This is a genomic window from Hymenobacter guriensis (assembly GCF_015773195.1).
Lineage (GTDB): Bacteria > Bacteroidota > Bacteroidia > Cytophagales > Hymenobacteraceae > Hymenobacter > Hymenobacter guriensis.
Window position 1 is genome coordinate 498,669 of sequence record NZ_JADWYK010000001.1, and the last position, 23,598, is coordinate 522,266.

At 57.5% G+C, this 23,598-nt stretch carries 39 protein-coding genes; 37 read left to right on the forward strand and 2 right to left on the reverse strand.

Going from position 1 to position 23,598, the window contains the following annotated elements; genetic code table 11:
- Position 1: 1 nt before the first annotated feature.
- The 9 genes from I5L79_RS02120 to I5L79_RS02160 all read left to right on the forward strand — a co-directional run bounded on the left by I5L79_RS02120 (position 2) and on the right by I5L79_RS02160 (position 3,448).
- On the forward strand, positions 2–262 hold the full coding sequence (locus tag I5L79_RS02120; protein ID WP_196953360.1) for a hypothetical protein: 261 nt from the start codon (positions 2–4) through the stop codon (positions 260–262).
- Positions 263–264: 2 nt separating this feature from the next.
- The gene (locus I5L79_RS02125) at positions 265–657 is read left to right on the forward strand and encodes a hypothetical protein (protein ID WP_196953361.1); all 393 of its coding nucleotides are present in this window, start codon (positions 265–267) and stop codon (positions 655–657) included.
- A 4-nt stretch (positions 658–661) separates the two neighbouring features.
- A complete protein-coding gene (locus tag I5L79_RS02130) occupies positions 662–922 on the forward strand; it encodes a hypothetical protein (RefSeq protein ID WP_196953362.1) in 261 nt (86 codons plus the stop codon).
- Positions 923–965: 43 nt separating this feature from the next.
- Complete coding sequence (locus tag I5L79_RS02135; protein WP_196953363.1) at positions 966–1,694, forward strand: hypothetical protein; 729 nt, start codon at positions 966–968, stop codon at positions 1,692–1,694.
- A 34-nt stretch (positions 1,695–1,728) separates the two neighbouring features.
- On the forward strand, positions 1,729–2,052 hold the full coding sequence (locus I5L79_RS02140) for a hypothetical protein (protein ID WP_196953364.1): 324 nt from the start codon (positions 1,729–1,731) through the stop codon (positions 2,050–2,052).
- Between the two features lie 82 nt (positions 2,053–2,134).
- On the forward strand, positions 2,135–2,341 hold the full coding sequence (locus tag I5L79_RS02145; protein ID WP_196953365.1) for a hypothetical protein: 207 nt from the start codon (positions 2,135–2,137) through the stop codon (positions 2,339–2,341).
- Positions 2,338–2,583 carry a hypothetical protein gene (locus tag I5L79_RS02150; RefSeq protein WP_196953366.1) on the forward strand — a complete coding sequence of 82 codons (246 nt, stop codon included), beginning with the start codon at positions 2,338–2,340 and terminating at the stop codon, positions 2,581–2,583. Before I5L79_RS02145 ends, I5L79_RS02150 begins: the two co-directional genes overlap by 4 nt.
- Positions 2,580–2,786: a hypothetical protein gene (locus tag I5L79_RS02155; protein WP_196953367.1), complete on the forward strand. Its 207-nt coding sequence runs from the start codon at positions 2,580–2,582 to the stop codon at positions 2,784–2,786. The genes I5L79_RS02150 and I5L79_RS02155 overlap by 4 nt, the downstream gene beginning before the upstream one ends.
- On the forward strand, positions 2,783–3,448 hold the full coding sequence (locus tag I5L79_RS02160; protein WP_196953368.1) for a hypothetical protein: 666 nt from the start codon (positions 2,783–2,785) through the stop codon (positions 3,446–3,448). Before I5L79_RS02155 ends, I5L79_RS02160 begins: the two co-directional genes overlap by 4 nt.
- A gap of 42 nt (positions 3,449–3,490) precedes the next feature.
- Here I5L79_RS02160 and I5L79_RS02165 read toward each other — a convergent pair whose 3' ends face one another.
- Complete coding sequence (locus tag I5L79_RS02165; protein ID WP_196953369.1) at positions 3,491–3,691, reverse strand: hypothetical protein; 201 nt, start codon at positions 3,689–3,691, stop codon at positions 3,491–3,493.
- Positions 3,692–3,790: 99 nt separating this feature from the next.
- On the opposite strand from I5L79_RS02165, the gene I5L79_RS23715 reads away from it, so the two are divergent.
- The 28 genes from I5L79_RS23715 (at position 3,791) to I5L79_RS02310 (ending at position 23,022) form a co-directional block, all read left to right on the forward strand.
- Positions 3,791–4,249, forward strand: a complete 459-nt coding sequence (locus I5L79_RS23715) for an HNH endonuclease signature motif containing protein (RefSeq protein ID WP_196953370.1) — start codon at positions 3,791–3,793, stop codon at positions 4,247–4,249.
- A gap of 135 nt (positions 4,250–4,384) precedes the next feature.
- Positions 4,385–4,942, forward strand: coding sequence for a hypothetical protein (locus tag I5L79_RS02175; protein ID WP_196953371.1), 558 nt, complete (start codon positions 4,385–4,387; stop codon positions 4,940–4,942).
- Positions 4,939–5,316: a hypothetical protein gene (locus I5L79_RS02180; RefSeq protein ID WP_196953372.1), complete on the forward strand. Its 378-nt coding sequence runs from the start codon at positions 4,939–4,941 to the stop codon at positions 5,314–5,316. Before I5L79_RS02175 ends, I5L79_RS02180 begins: the two co-directional genes overlap by 4 nt.
- Positions 5,317–6,195: 879 nt before the next feature.
- Positions 6,196–7,080, forward strand: coding sequence for a hypothetical protein (locus I5L79_RS02190; protein ID WP_196953374.1), 885 nt, complete (start codon positions 6,196–6,198; stop codon positions 7,078–7,080).
- 15 nt (positions 7,081–7,095) lie between these two features.
- Positions 7,096–7,305: a hypothetical protein gene (locus I5L79_RS02195; RefSeq protein ID WP_196953375.1), complete on the forward strand. Its 210-nt coding sequence runs from the start codon at positions 7,096–7,098 to the stop codon at positions 7,303–7,305.
- Between the two features lie 42 nt (positions 7,306–7,347).
- Positions 7,348–7,650: a hypothetical protein gene (locus I5L79_RS02200; protein ID WP_196953376.1), complete on the forward strand. Its 303-nt coding sequence runs from the start codon at positions 7,348–7,350 to the stop codon at positions 7,648–7,650.
- A gap of 34 nt (positions 7,651–7,684) precedes the next feature.
- Positions 7,685–7,948, forward strand: a complete 264-nt coding sequence (locus I5L79_RS02205) for a hypothetical protein (RefSeq protein WP_196953377.1) — start codon at positions 7,685–7,687, stop codon at positions 7,946–7,948.
- Positions 7,949–7,983: 35 nt separating this feature from the next.
- Positions 7,984–8,448, forward strand: a complete 465-nt coding sequence (locus I5L79_RS02210; protein ID WP_196953378.1) for a hypothetical protein — start codon at positions 7,984–7,986, stop codon at positions 8,446–8,448.
- A 7-nt stretch (positions 8,449–8,455) separates the two neighbouring features.
- A complete protein-coding gene (locus I5L79_RS02215; RefSeq protein WP_196953379.1) occupies positions 8,456–9,013 on the forward strand; it encodes a hypothetical protein in 558 nt (185 codons plus the stop codon).
- Positions 9,014–9,048: 35 nt separating this feature from the next.
- Positions 9,049–9,339 (forward strand): hypothetical protein, encoded by a 291-nt coding sequence (locus I5L79_RS02220; RefSeq protein WP_196953380.1) that lies wholly within the window; start codon positions 9,049–9,051, stop codon positions 9,337–9,339.
- A 292-nt stretch (positions 9,340–9,631) separates the two neighbouring features.
- The gene (locus I5L79_RS02225) at positions 9,632–10,138 is read left to right on the forward strand and encodes a DUF2786 domain-containing protein (protein WP_196953381.1); all 507 of its coding nucleotides are present in this window, start codon (positions 9,632–9,634) and stop codon (positions 10,136–10,138) included.
- Between the two features lie 13 nt (positions 10,139–10,151).
- Positions 10,152–10,628: a hypothetical protein gene (locus I5L79_RS02230; RefSeq protein WP_196953382.1), complete on the forward strand. Its 477-nt coding sequence runs from the start codon at positions 10,152–10,154 to the stop codon at positions 10,626–10,628.
- On the forward strand, positions 10,609–10,929 hold the full coding sequence (locus I5L79_RS23720) for an HNH endonuclease signature motif containing protein (protein ID WP_196953383.1): 321 nt from the start codon (positions 10,609–10,611) through the stop codon (positions 10,927–10,929). The genes I5L79_RS02230 and I5L79_RS23720 overlap by 20 nt, the downstream gene beginning before the upstream one ends.
- Positions 10,926–11,189 carry a hypothetical protein gene (locus tag I5L79_RS02240; RefSeq protein WP_196953384.1) on the forward strand — a complete coding sequence of 88 codons (264 nt, stop codon included), beginning with the start codon at positions 10,926–10,928 and terminating at the stop codon, positions 11,187–11,189. The genes I5L79_RS23720 and I5L79_RS02240 overlap by 4 nt, the downstream gene beginning before the upstream one ends.
- 107 nt (positions 11,190–11,296) lie before the next feature.
- Positions 11,297–11,767: a phage terminase small subunit P27 family gene (locus I5L79_RS02245; protein WP_196953385.1), complete on the forward strand. Its 471-nt coding sequence runs from the start codon at positions 11,297–11,299 to the stop codon at positions 11,765–11,767.
- Positions 11,748–13,580 carry a terminase large subunit gene (locus I5L79_RS02250; RefSeq protein ID WP_196953386.1) on the forward strand — a complete coding sequence of 611 codons (1,833 nt, stop codon included), beginning with the start codon at positions 11,748–11,750 and terminating at the stop codon, positions 13,578–13,580. The genes I5L79_RS02245 and I5L79_RS02250 overlap by 20 nt, the downstream gene beginning before the upstream one ends.
- Before the next feature lie 121 nt (positions 13,581–13,701).
- A complete protein-coding gene (locus I5L79_RS02255) occupies positions 13,702–15,024 on the forward strand; it encodes a phage portal protein (RefSeq protein WP_196953387.1) in 1,323 nt (440 codons plus the stop codon).
- On the forward strand, positions 14,999–15,883 hold the full coding sequence (locus tag I5L79_RS02260; RefSeq protein ID WP_196953388.1) for an HK97 family phage prohead protease: 885 nt from the start codon (positions 14,999–15,001) through the stop codon (positions 15,881–15,883). The genes I5L79_RS02255 and I5L79_RS02260 overlap by 26 nt, the downstream gene beginning before the upstream one ends.
- A 17-nt stretch (positions 15,884–15,900) precedes the next feature.
- Positions 15,901–17,223 (forward strand): phage major capsid protein, encoded by a 1,323-nt coding sequence (locus tag I5L79_RS02265; protein WP_196953389.1) that lies wholly within the window; start codon positions 15,901–15,903, stop codon positions 17,221–17,223.
- 54 nt (positions 17,224–17,277) lie between these two features.
- A complete protein-coding gene (locus tag I5L79_RS02270) occupies positions 17,278–17,535 on the forward strand; it encodes a hypothetical protein (RefSeq protein WP_196953390.1) in 258 nt (85 codons plus the stop codon).
- On the forward strand, positions 17,535–18,140 hold the full coding sequence (locus tag I5L79_RS02275; protein ID WP_196953391.1) for a head-tail connector protein: 606 nt from the start codon (positions 17,535–17,537) through the stop codon (positions 18,138–18,140). Before I5L79_RS02270 ends, I5L79_RS02275 begins: the two co-directional genes overlap by 1 nt.
- Complete coding sequence (locus I5L79_RS02280; protein ID WP_196953392.1) at positions 18,137–18,469, forward strand: phage head closure protein; 333 nt, start codon at positions 18,137–18,139, stop codon at positions 18,467–18,469. The genes I5L79_RS02275 and I5L79_RS02280 overlap by 4 nt, the downstream gene beginning before the upstream one ends.
- Positions 18,459–19,070 (forward strand): HK97-gp10 family putative phage morphogenesis protein, encoded by a 612-nt coding sequence (locus I5L79_RS02285; RefSeq protein ID WP_196953393.1) that lies wholly within the window; start codon positions 18,459–18,461, stop codon positions 19,068–19,070. The genes I5L79_RS02280 and I5L79_RS02285 overlap by 11 nt, the downstream gene beginning before the upstream one ends.
- The gene (locus tag I5L79_RS02290) at positions 19,070–19,438 is read left to right on the forward strand and encodes a DUF3168 domain-containing protein (RefSeq protein WP_196953394.1); all 369 of its coding nucleotides are present in this window, start codon (positions 19,070–19,072) and stop codon (positions 19,436–19,438) included. The genes I5L79_RS02285 and I5L79_RS02290 overlap by 1 nt, the downstream gene beginning before the upstream one ends.
- An 11-nt stretch (positions 19,439–19,449) precedes the next feature.
- Positions 19,450–19,896, forward strand: coding sequence for a hypothetical protein (locus I5L79_RS02295; RefSeq protein WP_196953395.1), 447 nt, complete (start codon positions 19,450–19,452; stop codon positions 19,894–19,896).
- Between the two features lie 2 nt (positions 19,897–19,898).
- Positions 19,899–20,282 (forward strand): hypothetical protein, encoded by a 384-nt coding sequence (locus I5L79_RS02300; RefSeq protein ID WP_196953396.1) that lies wholly within the window; start codon positions 19,899–19,901, stop codon positions 20,280–20,282.
- A gap of 29 nt (positions 20,283–20,311) precedes the next feature.
- A complete protein-coding gene (locus tag I5L79_RS02305; RefSeq protein WP_231402685.1) occupies positions 20,312–20,599 on the forward strand; it encodes a hypothetical protein in 288 nt (95 codons plus the stop codon).
- A gap of 74 nt (positions 20,600–20,673) precedes the next feature.
- On the forward strand, positions 20,674–23,022 hold the full coding sequence (locus I5L79_RS02310) for a tape measure protein (RefSeq protein ID WP_262894839.1): 2,349 nt from the start codon (positions 20,674–20,676) through the stop codon (positions 23,020–23,022).
- A 5-nt stretch (positions 23,023–23,027) separates the two neighbouring features.
- Here I5L79_RS02310 and I5L79_RS02315 read toward each other — a convergent pair whose 3' ends face one another.
- Positions 23,028–23,528 (reverse strand): hypothetical protein, encoded by a 501-nt coding sequence (locus tag I5L79_RS02315; RefSeq protein WP_196953399.1) that lies wholly within the window; start codon positions 23,526–23,528, stop codon positions 23,028–23,030.
- Positions 23,529–23,598 lie beyond the last annotated feature (70 nt).

The window sequence follows — 23,598 nt, forward strand, 5'->3', positions numbered from 1 at the left end:
GATGGACACGCAAGAACCCAAAGCCCTGACCGTGCTGGAACGAGCCCGCCTGACCGTGCTGGAGCACGAACAATGGGAGTTGAACGCGCTGGAAACCAACCTGCAGCTAGTGGATTTAGACGGGCTGCGCGAGGCGGTTGTGTCCTACGAATCCATGAAGGAAATCAACGAAGCCTACGACCGGCTGAAGCACGTCATCAGCAGCCGCAAGTGGGAGGTGAAAGGAATGATTGACCACATCAACGGCGTGCTGCCCTTCTAGCCATGCAGATACCCCGCAACATCCTCTGTCATGAAGCCCTGACGCAAGCCGAGAAGGCTGCGCTGGGAGCCGCCGTTACGATTTCCCAGGTTCGCCACTGCGTCCGGCTGGCTAACTGCATTCTCACTACCCGGGTTCCGAAGTTCCACGAACAGCGCACCCACTGGCAAACGGCCGCCTCTGAGCTGGTTCTTCGGGAAATCGGCAACGCCCGGGATGTGCTGAGCGCCCACGAAACGGCCGACCTGAACGCCCGCCTGCAGTCCTTAACTGAACCAGCGGAAGCCCTGCTGCTCTGGCACCGGGCCAAACGCACGGCACAAGCTGCTGCCGACCGGCGCCTGCGGCATGTCGCCACCGGCAAGTATCAAGTCTCCACCGCCAAAGCCGCCTGAAGCCATGTACTTCCCCGCTGACACCCTCATAACCAGCCTCAATCCCTTGCTGGATGCCGCCGGTCTGCAGCGCCTCACCCTGCAGACGGAATACTGCCAGCTCTACGGGTGGCACTTCACCGCCCATGCCTTCCGGGGTGCGGCCGCCGTGCTGCTGATCGACCCCTGTGCGGCCGTTGCCACCCCTGAGCAACTACACGAGCAGCTGACCGATGCCCTGCTTGACCAACTGGCTGCCGCCTGTACGGCTTGCGGACAACTCTAACCTCTTCCTTCCCGCCGCTCCGGTAGCGGCCTACTCTACTACAATGGAACAGAAATCATTAAGTGAAATGGAGGCGCTGGCCTCAGCAGCTACGGAAGGGCCGTGGAGGATAGGTAGCTCGGAAATGATTTCCGACTATGATGAATTTACCATAAGCAGTTCCTCAGAAAAAGTTGATGTGGTGATTGGCGACTATAGCACACAAATAGGCCGCCAGCAAGCAAGCCGCAATACTGCCTTCATAGCCGCCGCCCGCACCTTCATACCGGATGCCATAGCCCACATCCGAGCCTTAGAAGCCCAACTCGCCGCCCGCCCCGGCAGCCCGGCAGCGGGAGAGGCGGAAGAGGTACCAAGTGCTTCTACTCTGCTAACCTGGTGTCTGCGCTACCTCGATACGGAAGGCTTGGAGTATGTGTATGACAAGCTGCAACGCCGCTGCCCACTAGGAAAACAACAGGCAAAAACCCTCGCGGCCCGCCCGGCTACCGGGGAGGCAGACAAGTGGGTGGCGGCTGGGGCTGGGCCAAAGCCACACGAAGAGGATTACTCGCTACATATCCTGATGCCCGGAAACGAAGTGTGGACTGGGCGCTACTTCAATGCAAGCGAAGCAGAGCATACCGACGAAGACTCGACGGCCGGCTGGTTCTACTGGAGCGAAAATGATGTGTACGAGCGCTGCAATCCACAGCCTACGCACTACCACCCTCTCCCCACCCCACCAGTAACACCCACCACAGCCGCACAGAAAGGAGGGGGAGGTGAGTAAGCTAATTGATACAGGCTTCGCGCCCTTCGATAAAATGATGAATGACGGCTGGAATGCCTTCGTTCAGGAAACGCTCCAATTCAACGACAGGAGCAATACGCGGCTGCTAAATGCCGTGCGCCTCAGCAAGGGCGAAGAGTTCGTGGCCGATGTACGGGCGCTGATGAAAACTGCGCGCAGTGAGCACGGGCTGCTTCGGGTTGTGAAAGAACCGGTAGGCATGAAGCAATCCAGCACAAAGCACGGCTCAATTACTGAAATGTGGCTGAATCAGCGGTCTACCTCTTCGGGAATACGCGGCGCTATCTACATACAGGTAAAGCCTGCACGGTGGCTGAAAATCACCTACTCCGCCTAACGCCCCATGAATCGGCCTAAGCCCAAGCCCCGCCCGGGCATCCCCAAACCTACCTGTATCCTCACCCTCCTAGTTCGATAAGATGAAACGTTTTGAATACGACAACACGCTGCCCTACGTGGCCCTGGCACCCAAAGGCAAGTACCTGCGCAAGCAGGATAGCCGCCGCGACTGGAAGCTCCTGGCGGGCCTGTTCTTCATCCTGCTCTGCGCCTACGGGGCCGCTTCGCATTCCAGTGAAGACCGGTACGCCCTGGAAACCCCGGAGCCTCTACACGCCCGGCCATGAGCACCGCCCGAAGCTATTATGGCCAGAAAGGCGGCCTACGCAATCCTTTCGGTAGCTCAGGGAAGAAGACAAAGCAGCCTGAGAAGTTGCCTCGCCACCCGCGCCGCGCCGACCTGCTAAAGCAGATTAGCTGCCACTTAGCTACTGAGCACATGGACAATGAAGGGCCGTGGTCGGTGGCTGCTTTCGACGTCTGGTTTGAAGAGGTTGCCCCGCTCAAAGACCGCTACTGCAAGCCATGAGCATCCTTGGCCGCTACCGCTGCGCCTCTGATGGCTTGCTCTACGAGGTGTACAAACCAGGAGCGAAAGCTGACCTGCACCTACGCAGACGAAGCCCGGCCGATACTGATTGGCGGCCGGGCTTCCCCACCACACCGGAGCACATCAACCGCCTGCTGGCCTTTGGCTCCTTTCTCCTACTCGAAACTGAACCTGTTGTATGAAACGTCCCGCCTATAAACCCTGGAGTGAAACCGAACGGGCTACGCTGATAGCCCTCTACAGCACCCACGGCCCCGATCATGTAGCCTCAGTCCTGGAGCGCCCCCGTCAAGGGGTACGCCAGCAGGCCATGCGCCTGAAGCTCTCCTTTCAACCAACGCCCGAACAGCGGGAAGAATACGCCCGCAACGCTGCTGAAGTACGCTGGGCCGGCCACGCCAAACCTGAGAAGACGAAAGCCCCCTGCGGCCGGCCTACGGCTTTCACCCCGGAGGTAGAGGCTATCCTGCGCCGGGTGTGGCCTACGGCTACGGTAGTAGAAGCTATTGAAGCTACGGGCCTCAGTAAGACCCGCCTGAACATCCACGCTACCCGCTTAGGGCTGGGCCGGATTGGGCAGGCCCGCCGCAAGGTCAAGGAGGTGAAGGAGGTGAAGGTGAAGGCTCCGAAGCCAGTCAAAGAAGCGCCTGGCTTTCGCACAACGGACTTCCGCAGCGCCGGCAAGAAAGCCCCGAAGCCCGAACCACCCAAGCGGGGCTACCACTACCCGATGAACAGCCCACAATACAAGGAGTGGGAAGCCTCACTGTATGAGGGTCGGCAGGCGGTCAGCTTTATCGACTCCATGAACCGGCCGACAACTATCTACCGCAAAGTTGCCTAAGCGCCCGCCTCTCCTGCTTCCCTAGTAGGGGGAGGCGGGGGGTCACTTCTTCACTTCGGGCAGCACAATGAACTGCTTATCCCCGATGATTTCCGGCTCTGCCTTGCCGTCGCTGATACGGCGGTACACCTGGGTAACGCTAATCCCTTCCCGTTCGGCATACTGCTTAATCGTCAGCAGGCGAGAAAGATAGGCTCTTATAGCCGGGTCTGTCGTTGGCATCTGGTCTAGGAAGGTTCTCATGGCTGGTTGGTCGAAGGTAAAAAAGATTACCGTTAAAAGTTTGACGTAGTAAATATAACCGTTATATTCGTAACGGTAAAGAAAATAACCATTCGAAGCATGAAGCAATCACTAGAGGCGCGCTTTTGGAGCAAGGTTGATAAGACACCAGGGTTTGGGCCTGCTGGTGATTGTTGGATATGGACTGCCTCGCTCATCAATTCAGGATATGGCCGCCTAGGAATTGGACGCCATAAGAAAGTCTTGGCCCATCGCCTGTCCTATGAGATGAAAAATGGGCCCATCCCCGAAGGGTTGCTCGTGCTTCACTCATGCGACAACAGACAATGTGTAAACCCGTCCCACCTCTCCCTTGGGACGGTTTCTGAGAACACAAAGGACATGCTTGTTAAAGGCCGGCCGTGGGCTTCCTCTTTAAAGAAAGAGCGCACCCACTGCAAAAAAGGACACGAGTACACGCCAGAAAACACCTACCACACTACTTCTGGCAGGTCTTGCAAGGCCTGCAATTCTGCCTATCAAAAGGCCAGATACTTAAAAAGGACGTCGCCTGAATAAAAGGGCTTCGCGAACTACTGGAACGGCCGCCCACACGGCCCTGCAAAGTCTTCTGGGGTTGCCGCCCCTATCTGACAGCCCCGTTTGCCGCACTTGTGGGAGTGTGGCAGCGGGGCGCGTCATTTCCTGGCACCGATGGGAACCACCAAAGAAATCCTTGCGCCTTACATCCCCTATGGCATTGGGCTGTATATCACCCCCGGCCTTAGAGGCAAGCTAATTGGCTTAACCGCCTTGCCTTGTAGCAACCCAGTAGAAACCGAGATACCAGGGGACGAAGCCGGTTTGCTGGCCAATTTATACGCCTTTGAATATGGCGAGACCTTGCCCGTACTGTACCCCTGGCGCTACCTAACCACCCCGTTGGCAGATAGCTCTATTCCGGCGCTCGTGGTGGCCTCCATGCTTGTCAACGATTGGGCCTCCCAGTACAGCTACGTAGCCCGCGACGTCTCATTGGATTGCATCAGCGTGGACGTGTTCCAGCAAGGCGGCTACATGGATGAAGGCGACGAACAGGTGTATGTGGTGAATCTGTATGCCGATTGGAATTGGGATGTGCTACAGATTGAAGGGGAAGGCGAAACGCATACCGGGGCGCACAACCCGGCGCAAGTAATTGACTACCTGAGAAGTCAACACTTCGCCGTCGGCTTGGAGACACACCAATATTTCAACAAGCTGCCAGCATGATACGCAACGTCTCACTCAAGCGCATCGGCTCACTACCCCACACCTCTCCCAAGGGCCGCAGAGCCAAAGCCGAGGTCCGCAAAGCCTACCAGGTAGTAGACGCCGGCCCCCGGTATTGCCTGGCCTGCGGAACCAGCCACAACCTGACCCACTCGCACATCCTGACCCAGAAGATGTACCCCTCAGAGCGGGCTAATCCTGACAACATCGTGACGCTGTGCTGGCCCTGCCACTCGATTTGGGAGAACGATAAGGCCCGGTTTGCCAAGGATTTCCCCGCTGCCTTTGAAGAGAAGCTGCGCCGCATGGAGCTGGTGAATCCCTACGCCTACGTCGCCTTCCACTCCAAGCACCCTAACCTGTTCAGCTTATGAAGTCGCCAGCATTCCAATGGTACGCGGCTGACTACTTAGCCGACGAGCGGGTAACACTGCTGAGCCTCGAAGCTGAGGGGGCGTACGTCCGACTCCTTAGCTACTGCTGGCGCGAAGGAAGCATCCCAGCCAACCCAGCGCTGCTTTCGGCCATGTGCAAGTACGCTGACGTGAAGGTTATCAAGGCAGCCCTGGCGTTGTTCACGAAGGTTGGAGCTCCATCCGGCCGCCTCATTCACAAGCGATTAGAAGAGGAACGGGGCAAGCAAGAGGCCTTCCGGGAGAAGCAGATAGAGAACGGGAAACGGGGCGGACGGCCCCGGAAAGACCTGGGAAACCCAAACGAAACCCAAACAAAAGGCCTGGGTTTTTTTGGCGAAACCCAAACGGAACCCAAAAAAACCTCTACTACTTCTACTTCATCTACTACTACATCTTCTACTTCAGAAGAAATAAATACTCCCTCTTCACTTCGTTCAGAGGTCGTAGCGCCCGCCAAGGTTGAAGAGGTGGAGTACTCTTCCCACACGAAGAGTACCGGCGGCCCCGAAAAGTTACCCCCTGAAGACCCAGGCGCGTCGGCTTCGCACACCAGGGGGGCGCGGCGGCCAAAGCAGCCCAAACAGGAGCCTGCGCATTTCGCCGCCTTCTACGACGCCTACCCCCGGAAGGAAAACAGGCAAGCCGCCGCCGCCGCATTCGCCCGCCTCTCAGAGGCCGATCAACTCGAAGCCATAGCCAGTGTGAAGGCCTGGTTTGCCCGCAAAGCCGACTGGTTAGGGCCGCAGGGCGAAGACTACCGCCCGCACCCTTCGACATGGCTCAACAACACCCGCTGGAAAGAACTAACCAATCCGACGACCCCAAGCCCGCAAGCCCATGCAATCCCTCGCTCAAGCACTTACCAAAACCCCTACGGGGCCGCTGCCCGCCTCCACACCCCAGCACCTGACCCTGTTGCCGGGTGGGGCTACCCCGGCAGCTGACCGCCCCCGGCCGGTGGTTCCAGCTACGCCCTACGAGCTGCCCATTTCGGAAGAGCGACTTGCCGTTATCAGTCAACAGGCAATCCAGGCAGCGGTGCGGGCTGAGCAGGAACGGCAGTGGCATGAGTTGAAAACGGCGCAGTACTGGTGGGACGTGGCCAACCCGCAGGAAGCCCGCCGCCTCTCGCTGGCTGACCTGAAGCGCACGTTTCTGGCCGCCGCCAAGCAACACATCCACCCCAACTACGCCACCGACCACGGCCTGGCTGATGTGCTGCACAAACTGGCTTTGTACTTCGCTGACGACGAAGCCTTCGATGCGGCCGGGGCTGGGTTCTCCCGTCAAAAGGGATTGATGCTAGTTGGTACAGTGGGGGTTGGCAAGTCTTCGCTGATGCGGGTTTGGGGGCAGATCAACACCCGGCAGCGGTTCGGGGTGAAGTCCTGCAACGCCGTACACGCCGCTTTCACCGATGACGGGTTTGCCGGACTGGACGTGTACTGCCAGCCGCATACCAGCGGGGTGTGCTTTGATGACCTGGGGACGGAGGCGTTGGTAGGCAAGAGCTACGGCAATGAGGCGTCGGCTATGGCAACAGTTCTGCTCTCCCGCTACGACATGTTCCAGGCCGGCCGCATTCCTGGCTGCGCTACGCATCTGACAACGAACCTAACGTGGGATGGGCTGAAGCCCTACGGCGACCGGGTGCTGGACCGCATTCGTGAAATGTTCAACATCATTCCTTTCCCGCCTACGGCCCCCAGCCGCCGCGCCTAACCCCCTCAAGAAGCCATGAGCCATTACTATCTGGAAGTCAGGCCATACCACGGCCGCAATCAGTCAGTTCGACGCCGCTACGACATTACCAGCCTGAGCGAAGACGCCGCCAATCGATTCTATCAACGTCTTAACCGCGCGCTGAATTGGCGGCGCTACTTCATAAGCGAAAACTATTCGCCTCGTCGCCTGCCCCGCGTCCGAAAGCCTGTCTACAACGCCTAACCACCCCTCACCCCGCCGCCCCCGGCTACACCAACCACTACCATGAGCCAGAGAGATAAAGAATCGGCTTCCCCAGCAGCCCAGCGGGCGGCAGAGAGGCATGAAGACCAAACCGGACACCTCACAGAAGATTTGTGGGATGATAACATGGAAGCGGTTGAGGGGAAGTGCTGCCATCACTGCGACTGGATGCGCTACAATGTCCAGCCTGTCACCAAAACCGGCTGGATGCGCGAGGCTGCCAGAAAAGCCCGCAAAGACCTGCGGCGAAAGATTGCCGCCATGTCGGACGCTGCCTTTTTGGATTGGCACAACCGCCTGCCTGCCCTCAACCCTAACGCCTAAACGCCCGCCGCCCCCGGCTACACCAACTACTACCATGAATCAAGAAACCCTGAAACAAGCCAAGGCCCTCGACAAGAAAATCGGGGAGTCCAATCACGAGCTGTCCACCTTCCAAAAGCCCGGAATTATTATTCGGGTGTATTCCAGTGACGCCAGCTTTGACCTGCTGACCACCATAGGGACAGGTGACAACTGCGAACATCCCGACGCGGAGGCAGCCAATGAGTTCCTGGCTAAGCTGATAGCCCGCCGCCAAGCCGAGTCCAGCAAGCTCCACGAGCAGTTCAACAACCTGTAGCCCCGCCGCCCCCGGCTACAGGGGCAGACACCGACATGGAGAACTTGACTAAAGAACAGATTGAACAGATGCCGGCCGGGCAAGACCTGAACCGCCTTATTACTGAACTGATGGAGCCTAAGCCTACTTCCTGGCAGCTTTCTGAATTGAGGAAAGGGCGGGATTGGGGCTACAACTACGCCACGATTACCTCTCCCGGTGAATGGTGGGAATGCAATATCGGCATCGACGCTGGCAGCAATAATGAACTGGTAGAGTGGTACGACCACCGCGACCCCAGCGCCGAAATCGTTGATGCTTGGCCGGTAGTCGAGAAGATGAATGCCACGCACTACGTCACCCTCAGCACCCTCTGGCTAACGGGCGGATCTGACAAGGGCACACTAGGCTTCCGGGCCAGCTTTCGCGCCTTCAAGACCTTCGATGGCCCGGAAGCCATAGCCGATACTGCCCCGTTGGCCCTGTGCCGCGCCTTTCTTCTCTCCACCCTCCCCAAGTAACCCCACCATGAACACACCCAAAAACTGCACAGCCTGCCCGGGCTGCCCCACTACAGAGGCCGGAGAGGAAAATCGGCTGGCAGAAATCAAGCGCCAACAGCCCCTACAAACACCCACCAGTATCTTAACCCACATCCTTACCCACCTGGACGCGGAAGGAATAGACTTCCTGTACGCTACTCTTCGCCAGCGCTGCCCGACCGGCCAGCAAGAAGCCCAGCAACTAGCCCACGCCAAAGGCTGGGTATGGGAGTGGCAGCAGGAGAAAGCAACCCTACAGCAGGCTCTCACGGCGGCCCGCACCAGGGAAGCCGAGGCGCTGGCAAAGCTGCGGGAGCATGAGGTGGACGCGTTTTGTGGATTGCAAACCGTCTACTACACCAGCAGTGAGCTAACGCAGGTGTCGGAAGCTATTTCGCATCTACATGCAGGCAACCGCGATGCTGGCAATGCCTTGCGCCGCATGTTCAACGACTTCAAAGCCCGCAAGGCGTTGGTTGAAACAAGCCCACTAGACCCAGCGCCACCCACACCAGAAGAACAGAAAGGAGGGGAGGCGCTATGAGGGTTCTGTTTAATTCCAAATCACTGTTAAGGCAGATGCAGCCTCACCAAGCAGCCGAGCGGGTAGCCATGACCATAGACGATTTCTGGTGTACGCTACTATCCGGCGAAGGTCGCACGGAACTGCCTTGTGAGTCCCGTGGCCGGGAGGTGACAACCACTGTGGATGTTCAGCGCCTCATAACCGCCCTGGAGTCCATCGAAGATCAGCCGATTACGTTGGACCTGCACCAGTGGCGCGGGGCGAAAAATGTTCTATACGCCTGCCGATTCTACCGCAGCGAGTATTCCCTTGACAGGTCGGAGCCTATTCAGTTCGACATATGACCGCCGCCGAGTACCGGGCATACAATACCCCGAAAAGCACGAAAAGAAGCTCACCACGCCCCGAACCCACCCAAGAGGCTACACCGACACCCCCAGCCGCTCCGGTGCCGGTAGCGGGGCGGAAACGAGAGGAACCGCCGCCCGTCCTTCGCCCCGCCTTCGCCGTCGCCACCCATCCAGGGTATGAGGGAAAGCGCTTCGTCGCCCACTCACTTACCCAGGCCCAGGCCGACCAACTAACCGCCGCCGCGAAAGCCGCCGGCATTCCCCAACAACAGTAAAGCCAAAAGCCATGAGTAACATCCTAGACCTCGCCAAAAAGATGCAGCGCCTCGCCGAGCAAGGTGTGGGTGGAGAGAAAGAAAACGCTCTGACCATGTTACGGCGGTTGATGAGTCGGAACGGTATAAGCGAGTCCGACCTTGCCCAAACGCAGCGCAGTTACAGGCTATTCCCTGTAGAGTCGGTAGACGAGGCCCGAATCATCTCTCAGGTGATGAGCACCATCTTACCAGTTGGCTTTGAGCGCAAAGGGCACAAAGACCACAAGTTGGCCTACGTGGTTGAGGTAACTGATTTGGAATTTTTGGAGATACGGGCAAAGCACGACTTCTACTGGCGGGCTTACAAGCGGGAACTTGAGCTGTTCGTGATGGCCTTCATTCAAAAGCATGGGCTAGTGCCGCCTCCGAGCCTAGCCGGGGTTGACGCCATGCCAATGAGCGCAGAGGAAACCGCAAAGGTGCGCGGCATGATGCGCAACATGGATAGCCATACCTATCACAAGCAAATTGGATAAAGCCGCGCACCCCATGAACACACCCAAGAACTTCCTAGGAGCCCCAGCCTACCACCCAACCCCCATTCCGCCTCACCAGGGAGTACGGGTAGTAGAGGTACCGACCAAGAAGACACCCGATACAGCTACCCTGACCTTAACCGTTGACCGCTCTGCCCGGGTATACCCTTCTACAGAGCTGATGCGCTTTCTCGGTCTAAAGGGCGGGCAGCCTATCGACCTGATACCTCCTGCTTCCCGCAACGGGTTAGGCCCCTGGCATCTGGATTGCCGCCCTACAGCAGGCGCCACGCTTACGCACACGCCCAACTCCTTCCCGCAATTCAAGGCCCGCCAACACCTAAACCCGAAGAGCTTCTGCCACTACCTGGGAAGAGGGCAGTATGGGACGTGTTACGAGCGCATTACCCTGATGCTGGAGATAACCCCCCTGCAGGACTTCGACTACTACACCTTCCGTCCCGTCTTCGATGCCCACCCTCCCAAGTAGCCCAAGAAGGCCCTGGCAGCCCAAACAGGTACCCAAGGAGTACGTAGCCCACGCCGCCCGCTCCCCTGAGTACAGTACAGCCCGGTGGCAGAAGGCCCGGAAGCTACACCTGAGTACCGAACCCTGCTGCAGGGAATGCACCAAGCGCGGTAGAACGGTTGTTGCTACGGTAGTCGATCACATCCTACCCGTGCGTCTCGGTGGCGGCTTCTGGGACACGCGCAATTATCAGTCCTTGTGCAAGCCCTGCCATGCAAGAAAGAGTCAATCAGAACGAACCATTCAGCCCAAACAGTCATGAATAACACCGAAATTCCCATTAGCAGCACTCTGCCCACCAGCTACACCTCTTGGCAGGAATGTTATGCCGCTGCTCGTAAGGCGCCGGAGTGGAAGGATGATAACCCGTACATCCTTTGCACCAGCCATAGCCTAACCTCGTGGGTCGCTCCGCCTGTCATTGTGCGCTACGCAAAGGATTATATCAAGCAACAGGCCCAGCAAGAGGTCGAGAGTGCGTCAGAACGCTTAAAACACACGAAAAACGGCCAACAGGGGTAGGGGGTCGAAATCCTTGATAGGGTCAGGCTCTATACCGTAGCCCAGAGTCAAATTTTCATGCGTCCAAGTTTGGAGCAAAAGGGGAAATAACCCCGTAAATTCACGTTATGCGCGGTCCAGCCCCAAAACCAACTGAACTCAAGAAGCTTTCAGGCACCCATCGGCCCAGCCGGGATGCGCCCAATGCTATGAGGCTGCCAAAATTGGATACAATCGAGATGGCGCCAGATGATTTGCCGGAAATCGGGCAAGCGGAATGGTATCGTGTCGTGAAACAGCTTACGCCACTAGGCGTGTTGAATGGCGCCGACCTCTCTCTGCTCAAGTCGTACTGTCACCACGTAGCAACAATGGAAGCCGCTGCCGCTCAGTTGAAAGAAGGGGGCTATACCACTATCATGACCAATAAAGGCGGGGGTAGTTATGAGATTAAAAGCCCCTGGGTCACCATTTACAACGAGGCCAGCGACCGGGCTGCCAAGCTGGGCCAGCAATTTGGCCTGACACCTTCTGCCCGAACGCGCATCAGCGTTCCGGCCAAAACTGAGGAAGAGAAAGATGGCTGGGACGAACTCTAAGCGCGACTATGTAGCCATTGCCCACGCCTACGCCCGGCAGATGGTGGCGGCTGGCGCGGAAGAGGCCCAGATAAAGGCGCAGATGAAGCCGCTGCAGGATGAAAAACGGCGACTACTCGCTGAGCAGGAGCGCGACGACTTTGCCCTGGCTGAAATCGAAAAGCAGTTAGCTCCTTACCGCAAGCTGCTACGCAAGATGCCGGCCCGCGCCTGCAAGTGGGTTGTGTTATCCTGCCAACGGCAGCTGGACGACCTGCAGCGCAAGCGGTTTAAGTATCATTTTGATGAGGCAAGAGCCAGCCGCATCTGCCGTTTTCTTGAACTACTCCCCCACACGAAAGGAGAATGGGCCAAACAGAAGCTTTTGATTACACTGGAGCCCTGGCAGATATTCATTCTGTGCGTGACCTTTGGCTGGGTAGATGATCTTGGGCGGCGTCGTTACAAGGTCAGCTACAAGGAAATACCGCGTAAGAATGCCAAGTCAACCCTCAGTTCCGGTGTAGGGCTGTACATGCTCACCGCTGACGGGGAAGGCGGGCCGGAGGTATATAGTGCCGCTACCACCAAGGACCAGGCAAAGATTGTGTGGCGCGACGCCTGGAAAATGGCGCAGAAGTCAGAAGGCCTGCAGCGCAAGTTTGGGGTGAAGACTGCCGCCCACAGCATCTACACGGAAGATGGCGGGTCTTTCCTGGCCTTGGCCCGGGACCAAGGCGGCAACTTGGACGGGTTAAATACCCATTGCGGAATCATCGACGAGCTGCACGCCCACAAAACCCGGGAAGTGGTGGACGTTATTGAAACCAGTACGGGCGCCCGCTCCCAGCCCATGCTGTGGCAGATCACAACGGCCGGCTTTAACCTGTCGGGCATCTGCTACGAAACCAGAACCTATACCCAGAAAGTGCTTTCCGGTGTTATCAAAGACGAGGAGCATTTTGGCATTATCTTCACCATTGACGAAGATGATGATTGGGCAGACCCCAGCAGCTGGGCAAAAGCCAACCCGAATTGGGGTATTTCGGTGAACGTGGAGGACGTAACCCGTAAAGGCAACAAGGCTGTTAAGGTGCCAGCCGCCCGGGGAAACTTCCAAACCAAGCACTTGAACGTCTGGGTGAATGCTGCGCAAGCCTGGATGGACATGCGGGCCTGGAATGCTGGCGCTGATGAGTCGCTGAGCCTGGAGCAGTTTGCAGGCGAATCGTGCTGGGCTGCGGTTGACTTAGCCACCAAAACCGACGTAGCGGCACTGGCGCTGCTCTTTCACCGGGAGGGCATTTTCTATCTATTCTGGCGCTTCTACGTGCCGCAAGCAATGGTTGAGGGGGAAGAAAATGCGCACTACGCCGGCTGGGCAGATGAGGGTATGTTAGTGGTAACACCCGGAAACGTCATAGACCAGAACGCTATACAAGATGATGTACGGGGATTGGCTGCTACCCACGAGCTGAAAGTAATGGGGTACGACCCCTGGCAAGCCAATAAGTTTGCTGCCGAACTCGCAGAGGAAGGCTTGCCTGTCAGTGAATACCGTATGACGGTACAGAATATGTCGGAGCCGATGAAGGAGCTACACGCCTGGGTTGTCAGCGGGAAGCTGCGCCACAACGGCGACCCAGTTATGACGTGGATGATGTCGAACGTAGTAGCACACCAGGACGCGAAAGAAAATATCTTCCCCCGTAAGGAGAACCCGAAAAGCAAGATTGATGGACCCGTCGCGGCGATCATGGCTGTCGGGGAATACATGACCGGCGCCGAAGACGAAAGTAGTGTGTATGAAGACCGGGGATTGATCTTGTTATAAGCTAATTATCCCCTGCCCCGCCCGAAACGGTGGGGCTTTTTTGTTTGTCCTAGTGATACCCGCCCGTTAACTAGCATACCCCCGGCCATCAGGTGAGCTTTGAAAAAGCAAACCGCACACGATGGCCTTCTGGGATAACTTCCTTGCCCGCGATACCAGCACCCCCCTCCGCGCTGCCGTTTCGGCTGTTCGCGAAGAGCGAGGCGCATCGGTGTCCACAGAAGAAACCAACCAGGGCGTACTTGGGGCTGTGTTGGGGTTTGGTGGGGGTGTTGCTGGCGTCAGCGTTAACGAGCGCACCGCCCTGAGTATCTCCGCTATCTGGGCTGGGGTGAACAACATCAGTCAAGACATTGCCGGGCTGCCTTGCCAGCTGTTTCGCAAGACGGACGCTGGTATTGAGCCAGTAACTGGCCACCGGGCCACTCGTCTGCTGAACCTGCAGGCCTCGGCGCTGCAGAATAGCTTTCAACTCCGTCAAAGCCTCGTTGCGCAAGTGCTCCTTCGAGGCAACGCCTATGGCAAGATTGAGCGCGATGGGCGCCAGAGCCTGGCAAAAATCCACTTTAAGCACCCAGGCGAAACCGAAGTACGGCTGTCTAATGGGCGACTGTGGTACAAATTCAATGGTGACCCCAAGCTCTATGCTGATTACGAGGTAATCCACCTGCGGGGGCTTTCTCTGGATGGGGTAATGGGGGTATCAGTCCTCACTTACCACCGCGAAACTATTGGCAAAGGCCTGGCATCAAGCCGGTCGCAAACCCGCTTCTACGAGAACGGCACCCGGGCTACTCTTGCCCTGGAAATTGACAAGCGCCTCAGCAAAGAAGCTGCGGCCAACCTGCGCGAGAGTTACCAGGAAGTATATGGCGGGGTAGAGAATACCGGCAAGCCCCTCATTCTGGAGGAAGGCATGAAAGCCAGGCCGCTTTCCCTCTCCCCGGCTGATGCGCAGTACATCGAACAAGCCAAGCTTACCCGGTCTGACATCTGCGCCATCCTGCGTATGCCGCCGCACAAGATTGGCGACCTAGAGCGCAGCACCAACAACAACATCGAACAGCAAAGCCTGGACTACGTGGGGGATACCCTCATGCCCTGGCTGCTGAACTTTGAACAGGAGTACCGCCTCAAGCTCCTGCGCACGGATGAGGTTGAAAACAGCTACTTCCGCCACAACATCACGGCCCTTTTACGGGCAGACGCCACGGCCCGCGCCACCTACTACGGCAAGATGCTGGAGCGCGGAGTCTACTCCATCAACGAAGTACGCGCCTTGGAAGAGCGAAACGGCATCGGCCCGGCCGGTGATGAGCGCTTTATCCAGGTGAATATGATGCCCCTAAGCCGGGTAAACGAGCTAACGGACGCCCAAATAGCGGCCAAAGGCCCCCAAACCTCCCCTAAACCTACCGATGAAGCCGACCCTACCGACGAATAGCGCCGAAATCCGCTTTGCCGCTGGCACGCTCTCTGTAGAGCGCCGCGCCAACGAAAACACCCCCGAAGCCTTCGTGGGCAAAGCCATTGTGTGCGGCTCCCGCTCCAAGAACATGGGTGGGTTTGTGGAAGTGATTGACCCGAAGGCCTTGGATAGCGCCGATATGAGCGACGTGGTAGGCCTGTTCAACCACAACCGCGACATTCTACTAGGGCGGTCTACCTCCGGCTCTCTGACCCTGACGCGAGACGCTGACGGGGGCTTGAGCTACCGGATTGCCTATGACCCCAACGACCCAGATCACACCCGTTTGCTGGCCAAGTTCGAACGGGGTGATGTAGTCGGCAGTTCTTTCGCCTTTACCACCGCCCGCAACGGGGAAGAGTGGCAGGAGGAGGAAACCGAAGGCGGTGGAATCCTCTACGTGCGCACTGTCACGGCCATCAAGAAAATCTACGACGTGAGCCCGGTCACGGACCCGGCCTATGCCGACTCCACGGCCGCCAAGCGCAGCCTGGAGCACTTCAAGCAAGAACACCCAGACGCCCGCATGAAGGGAATGAAAATGCCGAAAAAGAAGGGTAAGCGCGACGAAACAGCCGCTGAACTGGCTGAGCGCGCCTTTTTGGAGGCAATGATTCCCCATCATGAAATGGCCTTAGAAATGGCCAGCACGGCCCTGAAAGAGGCCGAAACCCCCGACATCCGCGCCTTTGCCCAAGGCATTATCGACGGGCAAGGGGGCGAAATCAATCAAATGAAACAGTGGCTGTCCGATATGGATACTGCCGAACGCCAATCGCCCGATGCCGAAACGCTGCGCATGGCCGAAGAACACGCCTTTTTCTCTTCTCTCTAACCCCTTCACTCCTAGCCGTGAAAAACCTACAGCAATTGCGCGAAGAGCGCACCGCCAAAATCGATGCTGCCTCCGCTCTCTTTGCGAAGGCCAAAACGGAAAACCGCAGCCTCACTGACGAGGAAAAAGCGCAGGTTCGCACCCTGCAGTCTGAAGCCGATACGCTGAAAGGCGACATCGACATTGCCGAACGTCAGGAAGCCAACGACCGCGAACTGGCCGGCCGTACTGAGCCTGTTAGCCGTAACAACCACAACACCACCGAGGCCCGCGATATTGCGAAGTACTCGTTGATGAAAGCCGTTCGTGCAGCTCCTGGCTATCCTGGTGGCAAGCCACTGGAAGGCATTGAAAAGGAAATGCACCAGCAGGCAGAGGCAGACGCCCGTTCCGCTGGCTCTCCACTGAAAGGCGTAGGCGTTCCACAGATGCTTTTGGAAAGCCGCGACAATGGCGTAACAGAGGTAACGCCCTTTACGCAGCCTGAAGATGGAGCGGCCGTGGTAGATCGCACCCTGCGCCCTGTGATTGACCTGAGCCGGCCCCGCACGGTTCTGCGAGAGCTTGGTGCCCAGTTCCTCACGGGCACTGTTGGCAACGTAGGCGTCCCTTCCTTGACGCAAGGAGCTGTTTCGACCTGGAAAGCAGAAAACACCACGCTCGATAAGTCAAACCAGAAATTCAGCTCGGCTGAAATGACGCCCCACCGGCTTGGCACGTTCGCCGTGCGCACGCTGCAATTCCTCAATCAGACCAGCCGCGCTTATGAAAATATGCTGCGCACGGACATTGAAAACAGCATCATGGAAGCTTTGGAAATCGCTTCTATCAATGGCAGTGGCTCTAACAATCAGCCCTTGGGTATTCTCAATACGCCTGGTGTCCTGTCGCTGGCTATGGGAACCAACGGCGGCGCTCCTACACGCGAAATGCTGATTGCCCTGGAGGCACTGGTGGAAGACCAGAACATCCGTATGGATTCGCCCGGCTACCTGATCAACGTGCAGACGAAAGCCAAGCTGAAAAACACCAAGGTTGATGCTGGCTCGGGTATTTTCCTGATGAACAGCAATAACGAGCTAAACGGGCAAAGAGTGGCTACTACCACCCTTGTGCCCAAGAACCTCACAAAGGGCACCGCTTCGGGCGTGGCCTCTGCTGCCATCTTCGGCAACTGGCGCGACCTGTTGATCCCCCAGTGGGGTGGGCTGGATATCACGGTAGACCCCTACACCCTGGCGACTGAAGGCGAAGTGCGCATCATCATCCAGTCGTTCTTCGACGTGCTGGTGCAGCGGCCCAAGGCCTTCGCCGCCGTGAAGGACATCCTGACGACCTAGTAATTGAACCGCCCGGGTAACACCGGGCGGCTTTCACCCTCTAGCCTTACGATCATGTCTGAGAAGAAAACCAAGAAGCCCGCGCTCAAAGCCGAGAAGCCCGAAACCGCCGCCGCGCCTGTAGCTGCAGAACGCGCAACCGTTCCGGCGCCCACGGCAGACAAACCTGCGCCACCCAAGGCCAAGGAAACCAAGGTGAAGTTCCTGCGCTCCCACCCTTCTTTCGGCTATTTCGCCGGGGATGAAGCCACGATCAGCACCGAGGCTTACGAGGCTATCGAGCAACGCGACCTGTTCTTTAAGAAGCTGTAATGTTCTTCCCTCTCACCCGTCAGCTAACCCGCCCGACTGCCCTGCCCTTAACCCTGGCAGAAGCCGCCGCGCAGCTGCGCATTCCCCTGGATGAAACCAGTCAGGATGCCAGTATGATGACGGAAGTAGCCTACGTGCAAGACTTGCTCAGGGCCTGCGCGGAATGGTGGGAGGCGGGAACCGATACAGCCTTAATGAGAGCCGAGTACGTGACGGTGTACGCCGGGTTTGGTAGTGAGCTGCGGGGATTAAAAACCCCCGTGGGTGAGCTGCTGAGTTTGACCTACGCCACCGATGCCGACGTGAACACCGCAGGCCTGACAACCGACTACCAGCTGAGCGAAGGAAGGCCCGGGGTGGCGCTCTACACGCTCTCCACGGACTTTCCCGACCTACGTAGAGGGTATGCCGAGCCCGTACGGGTGCGCTACACCGCTGGGTATGCCACGCCAGAGGATGTACCAGCGCTGATAAAGCAGGCCATCCGGCTGACGCTGGCTCACTGGTATGAGAACCGGCAGAACGTGGTCGTAGGCTTGAACATTGCCGAGGTGCCGCAAACGGCGGTGTCTATTCTCAAACAGTTTCGTGACCCGGTGCTATGAACATCGGCAAGATGGACCGTTTGGTAGAAGTGCAAACCAGCACCAGTACCCCCGATTCCTTCGGGCAGTCGGTGCCCGTCTGGACCACACTAGGTAAGCGCTGGATGCAGCGGGAAGAAGCAGGCGGTGCGGAGTCGGTGCAAGCCGGCGAGTTGGTGGCTATCAACAAGGTGTACTACCTGACGCGCTGGGAGCCAGCACTAACCGCCCGCGTTCGGCTGATTGACAACGGCCAAACCTACGACATCAGCCACGTTGCCGAAATCGGCCGCCGCGCTGGCCTCAAACTCACTGCTCTCACCCGTAACGACGCCGCTGATGCCCGCTAATAACTTCCGTTTCGAGGGCTTCAAGGAGGTACAACAAATATTAGATGCCTTGCCTAAGAAGCTTGGCCCCAAAGTTATATCTGGGATAATGCGCAGCGCAGCCAAGCCATTGATTGAGAGGGGCCGGGAGTTGGCCCCTAAGGATGATGGCGACCTGCGTGCGTCTCTTGGAGTGCTGGCTGGTCGCGGTGCTGGTCGTGGGTCTTCAGTGTATGTAGGGCCACGCCGGAGTGAAAAATACAAAGGATACGCGGCCCACTTGATTGAGTATGGCACCGCCCCCCGCAAAACGGAGTCAGGCAAGAGCACGGGCTCTACACCCGCAAGGCCCTTTTGGCGCCCCGCTTTTGACCAAACAAAAGATGAAATCATTGAGCGAATCAGAAAAAATCTACGCCTAGTACTCGACTCTGACTTTCGCAATGTGGATTTCGACACAGGCAAACTCCTGCCTGAGGCATCGGATATACCTGGCGGCCCTAATGGCGGCGGGAATACCGGCAAGGGAAAGCGCCAACGCGGGCCGCTTCAGACCGGACGTAAAGGCGGAACTTATTACATCGGCCCTAGTGGCCGCAAAATCTACATAAAGCGCTCCTAATGGCCCCCGGTGAACTGCTCTACGCCGCCCTGCAAGCCAACCCGCAAACGGCGGCGTTGCTAGGTGGGCGTATCCGGCCGAACCAGTTGGAAGCCGGGGCCGCCCTGCCAGCGGTAGTCTATCAACTAGTCAACCAACAGCCCAGCGCCCGCACCCGCCGCGCCTGCACCCTCTCGGACGAGGCTCGCCTGCAGCTTACTGTCTACGCGGCTGGCTACGCTCAGATGAGTACAGTAGCCCTGGCCGTGCGCAAGGCTTTGGCAGACACCTCCTTTTCCTTCGACAGTGAAGGCGACCAGTACGATGAAGCCGGTCAGATCGGCGGGCGCCGGCAGGATTACACCATTCGCATTCCCTCACCTCTTTAAGTTCTTTCTCCATGATTGCGGAATCCACCTTTGAAAACCTCGGCGTAAGCATCGGGGGGAAACTGGTCTACTGCGCCGACAGCATCGGCCTGGACCTGAGCACCGACGAAATCGAAGCCAGCTGCAAGCGCAGCGGCAAGGATAAAAACTACCTCCCCGGCTCCCGCTCGGCCACGGCTAAAGCGGATGGGGTAATGACCACCGCTACCAACGACGCCAGCGGCGATGGGGCAACGGACGCCACCGACAACGTGACCAGCGAGAACATCATCGACTCCTGGCAGGCCGGCACCATCTTCGACTTCACCTTTGGCTCCGACAAGGAGGGTGAGGCCAAGTACGCCTGCAAAGGCTTCTTTACGTCGGTTTCGCTCTCGGCCAGCGTGGGGGATGTGGGCAAATACTCGACCAGCATCCGCCTGAACCTGCCTCTGGTGAAAACCATCAACCCTGCTTAGTCGTGACCATCCAAACGCAACCGCAAACCGGCGACGTGACGCTGGAGCTAGGGGGAAGACCCCGCACGGTAGGCTTTACAATGGGCGCCCTGCTGGAATACGTTGGCTTGTCCGGCGTAGACCTGCAGGATGCCATTGAGCGCCTGACCAGCGGCAACCCCGATGCCATTACCCCTTTAGTTTACTGTGGCCTGAAAGCCCGCCGCAAGGTCAATGCTTTGCCGGCTGACTTCGACCTGGAAACGGCGCGGGAATGGATAGCCGAAGTGCTGTTCACCCGCCCCGATCAACTAACTCCTTTGATGGAGGCCTTGACCGCCTCTTTTCAGGAGTTGGGAAACCGGATGGGGGTGGGTCAGGCGAGCCCGGCCCCCGAACCAGCGTAGCCGACCTCTACGACTTCGCCCTGGGGGAATTGCAGCTTTTGCCCAAGGAGTTCTTCCGCCTGACGTGGGGGCAATACAACTGCAGAGTACGGGGCTGGATGCGGCTGGATGAGGACAAGTGGGAACATACCCGCCTGCTCTACAGCATCCTCTACAACGTCAACGCCGACGAGAAAGACCGCAAGACTCCCGCGCAGCTACTCCCCCTGCGCAAAGACCGCCGCGCTGCCCTGCTCAGCGCGCCCGACCCGGTGGCTGCTGAGGCGGCCCGCCGTGCGCTGATTGAACGCATTAAGAAACGAGACAACCTAAACTGATTATGGCTGCTTCCGGTATTTTGGCCTCCATGAGTGTCGTATTGGGCGCTGAAATATCCCAGTTTCAGCGTGCAATGGCCACGGCTCGGAAAGAGCTGGGTGGGTTGGTGAAGTTTGGGGAGGGGTTGAAAGACGTTGGGAAAACCCTAAGCACCAGCCTGAGCGCCCCGCTGGCTGCTTTGGCTGGTGTTTCGGTGAAGTTGGCCGGCGACATGGAGAAAGCCAACGTCAACTTCGAGGTAATGCTTGGCTCGGCAGAGAAGGCCCGCGAAGTATTAGGCGGGCTCAAGCAATTTGCCGACACGACCCCGTTTGAGTTTCCCGAAGTACAGGAGGCGGCTAAGAAGCTACTGGCTTTCAACACTCCTGCCTCTGAGCTGAAGTCTACTTTGCGCTCCCTTGGCGACATTGCCGCCGGGGTGGATGCGCCCATAGGGGAGATAGCCGAAATCTATGGCAAAGCGAGGGTGCAAGGGCGGCTGTTTCAAGAAGACATCAACCAACTAACCGGCCGGGGCATTCCGATTATTCAGGAGCTGGCCAAGCAATTCAAGGTTAGTGATGGAGAGGTGAAGAAGCTGGTGGAAACCGGCAAAGTAGGCTTCCCCAACATCCAAAAGGCCTTTGCTGATCTTACGAGTGAGGGCGGGAAGTTCTCCGGGTTGATGGAGAAGCAAAGCAAAACCCTGCCTGGCCTGCTGAGCACCGCGCTCGATGCTGTAAAGGGGTTTGCTACGGACATCGGCACCGAAATCGTACAGCAATTCAACCTAAAGGAGGCGCTTGCCAGCTTTGGGGAGTTTATCGCTGGCCTGCGGCAGCAATTCTCGGCCTTGAGTCCAGCAACCAAGCAGGTTATTCTAGCTGTGGGTGCCTTCGCTATTGCCCTTGGGCCGGTATTGGTGGCCATTGGTGCCGTTCTTACAGCTTTGCCAACGCTCACCCTGGCTTTTGGTGTGTTAACCGGCCCGGTAGGTATTGCTATTGGGGTTTTGGCGGGCGCGGCGGCCCTTATCATTGCTAATTGGGATTCGCTCGTAGCCTACTTCGGCCCCTCGGGTGAAGGTGGGCGGCTATTTGGGGAGCTGGCAGCATCGGTCAGCGAGTCGGTTGCCGAAATCATGAACGCGCTGAACTCGCTGTCGGTTGGAGACACCTTTGGCGACCTCATATCAGCAGCTGACATCTTCAGAACCCTGTTTCGGGAAATAGCCGTAGGCATTCGGGCTATTTCTGATGTGATTGGGGGCGTAATTGGCGGTATTACCCGACTGCTCCAAGGTGATCTGCCAGCCGCTGCCGAGCAAGCCAAGCGGGCGCTAAGCGGACTTGTTGCGCCCCTGGCGAATCTATTGGGCTTTACAGAGGCCCCGCCGCAAGGCACAGGGCTATCCAGCTACTTTGCCGATCTGACGAACAAGGCGCTGGGTGTAGCTGGGGGAATTCGGGAGGCTGTTGGCGAACTCAACACCTTCACGCCAGCCGTTGCTGCTATCAGCGATGATATGCAGTCGGCGCTGAACAAAGTGCGTCAGAGCCTTCTGGAAAACGTGAATCTCTCCAAGGCCCTTGGGCAGATGTACGATTACATTTCCGGGCGGGGCGCTGCCTTGGAATCGGGTATCAAGTCGCTTATTTCAGCTGGCTTTGCTCCAGCTTCGGCAGTCGTACAAGGGTACGTAAAGCAGCTGCGCGACCTGGCTGTGGCTACTGACGCAATGGCCAGTCGCGCTAGTGCGGGCGTGTCAGCCCCGAAGGTAGAAGAACAGAAGGTAGCGTTTGGTGGGCTGGACTTTGGCAGCCTGCCAACCCAGCTACCAACAGTTGATATAACCCCCTTCACCGCTCCTTTGCAAGAAGCAACCTCGCAAATGGCGCAATTTCAGGCGACTGGCGAGGCTTTTACTGCTGGGCTGAATGAAGTACTGGTTACCGGACTGCAAAATATTGCCGTTGGCATTGGGGAGGCCATTGGCCAGATGGCGATTGGCGCCGGAGGGATGGAGTTGGTAGGCGCGGCTCTGCTTAGTGGGATAGGCTCTATGGCCATTGACCTGGGTAAGCTTGCCATTGCTACAGGTGTAGCCGCTCTCGGCATCAAGGAGGCGCTCAGTAGTCTTAACCCAGCCCTGGCAATAGCTGGTGGTATAGCTCTGGTTGCTCTGGGTACGGCCGTGCGTGGCGCCGCTGGCCGAATCACTGGCGGCGGTTCGGGTGGCGCGCCATCGCCTTCGTTTGCCTCTTCGCCAATGCCAAAAAGTTACACCCCACCCACTAGCCAATCAAGAAATACCGCCCCCGCGCCGCCTACTGACATTACCCATACCATCAATGTGCTGCTAACCGCAAAAGGCAGTGACCTTTCTCAGGTAATGGAGTTGCACGTAAATAGACAGGGGCGCATAGTTGGCCGCAAAGTATAGCAAGTTTACAGCTCGGCCTTTGCCTTTTCGGCTGCCTTCTTATTATCCTCCTCTTGTTGCTTTTGCATTGTGCGGCTGATAATAACTGCCTGTGCTGTATGCAAGGCTGTATCTTCTTTAAATGACATATAAACCTGCTGGCCCAGCCAAAAATACTCTGGTATATATCTGTTATTCTGAATACCAGGGCCATAAGACGCTTTCAACGCATCAAGCAGATAGCTTGCGCTATTAGTGGTGAGGACCACTGCCATTAAACGACCCTTGTAGAACCCATAAGATATATCTACTTGGGCGTTGCCTATCGACGGACTGTCGCTGGTTCGTTTGTAATACCGTATGCGGTCTTGAGAGGTGGTTAAATAAACCAAGTCTTTGATGGCGGTGGTATCTGCCCAGAACCGCGCATCTCTAAAACCATTCTTTTCGTCAAGCGCCTTTACATTCTGCGCCCGCACGGTATAACACACCAGAATCAACACCAAGGATAGCAGTAGCTTTTTCATAACGTCAAGTATACTAAACTTTTTGTTTGTCCTAGTGATACCCCGCGCCTGCCTTCCGCCCGCCCTCCCC